This is a genomic window from Shewanella sp. 11B5 (assembly GCF_002836795.1).
Taxonomy (GTDB): domain Bacteria; phylum Pseudomonadota; class Gammaproteobacteria; order Enterobacterales; family Shewanellaceae; genus Shewanella; species Shewanella frigidimarina.
In genome coordinates, this window is sequence record NZ_PJAP01000587.1 from 1 (window position 1) to 4,074 (window position 4,074).

Annotated in this window: 3 protein-coding genes; all 3 read right to left on the reverse strand. The window is 41.6% G+C overall.

The window, feature by feature from the left end; translation table 11 throughout:
* Positions 1 to 2,216 (reverse strand): polysaccharide biosynthesis tyrosine autokinase (locus tag CXF78_RS13650; RefSeq protein WP_102037103.1); only part of this gene is annotated, 2,216 nt, incomplete at its 3' end.
* A gap of 14 nt (positions 2,217 to 2,230) precedes the next feature.
* Positions 2,231 to 2,665 carry a low molecular weight protein-tyrosine-phosphatase gene (locus CXF78_RS13655; protein WP_102037104.1) on the reverse strand — a complete coding sequence of 145 codons (435 nt, stop codon included), beginning with the start codon at positions 2,663 to 2,665 and terminating at the stop codon, positions 2,231 to 2,233.
* A 35-nt stretch (positions 2,666 to 2,700) separates the two neighbouring features.
* Entirely contained in the window at positions 2,701 to 3,813 is a 1,113-nt protein-coding gene (locus CXF78_RS13660) for a polysaccharide export protein (RefSeq protein WP_102037105.1), read from the reverse strand.
* Positions 3,814 to 4,074: the final 261 nt, after the last annotated feature.

The following is a 4,074-nucleotide window of genomic DNA, read 5'->3' on the forward strand; positions in this document are numbered from 1 at the left end:
TACTCATAATTGTAATAACCATAATAGCCATATGCATTACTGGCTTTCTTTACTACGCCATTGAAGACAACGCCTTTCACGTCAATACCATTTTGCTCGAAGCGATTACGAGTCAATTCGATCTCACGTAAATGATTCTGGCCAAAACGGGCAACCAATAACGTAGTGCCAGTATGAGCACTTACAATAGCGGGATCGGTTACGGCTAAAATTGGCGGGGTATCAATAATGACTAAGTCATAAGCTTTACTGACTTCATCTACTAGCTTGCTAAAGTTGCTGTGCATCAATAACTCGGAAGGATTTGGTGGTATTTGTCCGCGAGTAATGACTTTTAAACCTTCAATCTTACTTGATTTAGTTATCTCATCTAACGTTAAGCGGCCTGATAAGTAATCACTTAAACCATCATCCCACTTTAAACCGAACTGAGTTTGTAAATAACCTTTGCGCATATCAGCATCGATGATCAGTACTTTCTTCCCACTTTGGGCCAGTACTGCAGCTAAGTTAACCGAGATAAATGATTTACCCACTCCAGGGCTTGGGCCAGATATAGCAATAATATTATTTTTTGCTTCCATCATGGCAAAATGTAAACTGGTGCGCAGGCTACGTAATGCCTCAATGGATAAATCGGCAGGATTATCGATGGCTAAAATCGATTTGGCTTTAGCCTCGGCTTTAGCTTTACTCGATTTAGTAAAACCCATGAGCTTATTTTGATTTTCTGAAAACGGCACACTGGCATAAACTGGTAAACCGATTGCTTCAATCTCGCTAGGGTCTTCTACGCCACGGTGCATCGCTTTTTGCACTAATACAATGGCAACCGCTAACATACCACTCAACATCGTTGCCATAACCACGATTAAGGCTTTTTTAGGCTTTACTGGTTTGGAGGTGTTTACTTCAGCAGAATCGATAATGCGCACATTTCCCACGGTACCAGCACGAACGATGTCCAGCTCCTGAGTTTTGCCTAGTAGCATGGTATAAATTTCGTTACTGACTTCAACATCGCGCTTTAAACGTAATAATTCTTGCTGAGTTTCGGGTAGGTTACCTACCTCACCTACCAGTTGTTTTTTCTGATCATTTACGGCGCTAATTTGCTCAATTATGCCCTGGTAGGTTGGATGATCTTTTTTGAACTTTCGGCCAAGCTCTAAACGTTTTAGCTGTAACTCTTGTAATTTAGTTTCTAGCTTAACAACTTGCTCAAGTACGCCTTGGGTTTCTAGGGTGATGTTAATAGACTGACGCTTTATTTGATAATCGTTAAAGCGTTGCTCGGCAAACTCTAGTTGCTTTTTAATTTCTGGTAATTGTACTTCTAAAAACTCTAATGACTTTTGCGCTTCAGCAGAATTACGTTCTACATTGCGACGGACATAAATAGCTGCGACTTTATCGAGTACTGTTTCGGCATAACTGGGATTATCACTTTGTAAACTTAAGTTGATAATACCTGAGTCTTTACCTTTTTCACTGGCGCCTATTGCGGCCTGTAAATCTAGAATAGTGTTTAATCTATCTTGACGTGTAATGGTAAACTCAGTGCCTGGGCGTGCATGTAACGTGCGTACCGTTAAGCTAAATTTTCCGTTTGTAAGCTCTTGACCTACTTTGCCTTTAAGAATTTGTTCGCCATCATCATTTAATAACGCTACCGCGTTGTTGCCTAAGGCGACTAAAGTGAACTCTATGTCGATAGCCGATTTTGGTACATCAAACCGAAACACGTCGATAGTTTCACCACCCCAGGCATAACTGCTGGCACCAAAACTTGGTTCAGCTAAGTCACCGTCATTCATAGGCGAAAATTTACGAAATGAGCGAGAACCAATAAATGGAAATAAATTTGGTTCTGCAATAACATCAAGCTTTAATGTATCGACAGCTTCACCAATTACCGATCGTGATTTTAATAGCTCAATTTCGGTCACGGCTGTTGAAGTACTTTCGAACATCCCCGCCATATCATCTAAACCGGGCACAGATGAACCACTGTCTTCGACTTGGATCATTGCCGTGGCTTGGTACACAGGTGTTGATAACACTGCATACACCACGCCAACGAACATAAATAACGTTGTTAAACCAATAATAAAATATTTGCGGTCTAACAAGGCGCCAAACAATGCCATTAAATCGATTTCTTGTGTTTGTTGAGCAAGGTTATCAGTTTTTTTTGTTGTAGGCTGAGCACTCATTAAGTTGCCATTCCTTATAGATATTTTTGCCAAGCGCTACACGCGCTATCGATTAATGCGTACACATGCTCAAAGGCTTCTTGGCTTTGGCGATACGGATCGGGAATTTCTGCATTATTAATCCATTTCCCTAATAAAAACGTTTTGCCACGCGCCTCTGGGTAGCGGCTGTGAACATCGTTTAAATGGCGTTGTTCCATAACTAGAATGACACTATTTGCGGCAATTAATTGCGACGATAATTGCTGCCCCTGGTGGGTGTCCATTACCACACCATGAGTTAAGGCAATTTTTTGCGCCATGGCATCAGCTGGTTTAGCGACTAATGCGGTTAATCCTGCTGATGTGATGGTTATATTTTTATCGATAAGCTTGCTTTTTAATACATACTCAGCGGTTGGGCTGCGGCAAATATTGCCTGCACAAACCATTAATACTGAATCAAACATAGTGTAAAGTCCTTAACGGAGTAGACATTGATTGATTAGTTTGAAATACCATCAATATTGTCTAATGTCGCGACAGAAGGCAGTAATAAGCTAATTACGCGGTTCCAACGGGCCAATGGTGCAGAGGTTACATACACAATATCGTGCGGTTGTAGCTCAAATTGCTCAGCCAGTACCAACGAGGCAATATTCTTTGCGTGTAGTTGATATACATCGGCTAAAATACCGGTTTGTTGATAATCGCGTTTACGCAATACAAATATGCCGTTAGCATCGGCGGTGTTTTCGTTTAAACCGCCAGAGTCACTTAACGCCTCTGCGAGGTTTAAGCCATAACGGTTAAGCATGACGGTGCCAGCTTTTTTGACATCGCCTAACACAAACACTTTTTGCGCATCGTTACGGTTTACATGCACGATGTCGCCGTCTTGCAGTAAACGATTTTGTGATATATCACCTTGGGCATAAAACTTGTCTAACTGAATAACCTCGGTGGTTTCACCACGAGTAAATGTAACCGTGCGCCAGTCGGCAAACTCTGACAAACCACCCGCCTGATTTAATGCATCAATAAGCGTTAATGGAATTTCTGTAATAGGAAACACACCTGGTTTGGTGACTTCACCAGTGATATAGGTTTTTTGGCTTCGAAAACCAACCACTTTAATATCGACTTGAGGGTCTGCTATGACTTTGCTTAACCGTTCAACCAATTCTTTATGCAGTTGTCTGACCGTTTTACCTACTGCTGGAATATTGGGTGCATATGCATACGTTACCGTGCCATCTTCTTGTACCCTAAAACCATCAAACTCAGCCGTACGTTGAACCGCGGCAGGAATGGTTAACTCAGGGTGATCCCATACACCGATGGTTAATACGTCACCAACGCCTAACTTGTATTGATAATTGCTGGTATCGATACCGGCATAACTCGACATCGGTTTAGCACTTTTTCTAAGTTGTTTTTGTTGTGCTATTAATGATGCATCAATAATTTGAATATTGACCTTGTCTAAGTCTTGCTCGAGGCTTCTTGTTTGATCACCAGAATCAATCCCCTCAAAATGGCTGCCGGGAACAATGGCACACCCAGACGCAGATACAAGCAAAAATGATGTAATAAGTGTTTTGTAACTAAACGTCATTATATGATCCCAATTTATTTAAATTTTTTGTAATGAATTAAGGGTAAAAGATAGAAAGCTTAGAAAGCTTAGAAAGCCTAGATGCTAGATTCTAGGGCGCTGCGCTTCTATAAAATCTTTACAGCGAAGCAAGCGCACTATCCGCGTAGCGGCCTAGGCTCTATGACTCTATGGCGCTTCTATAAAATCTTAACTGTGAAGCAGTTCCTAGCAGGACGAAGTCCGCCCTAGAAGCGAAGCGGCGTAGAAACAAAAGCCTAG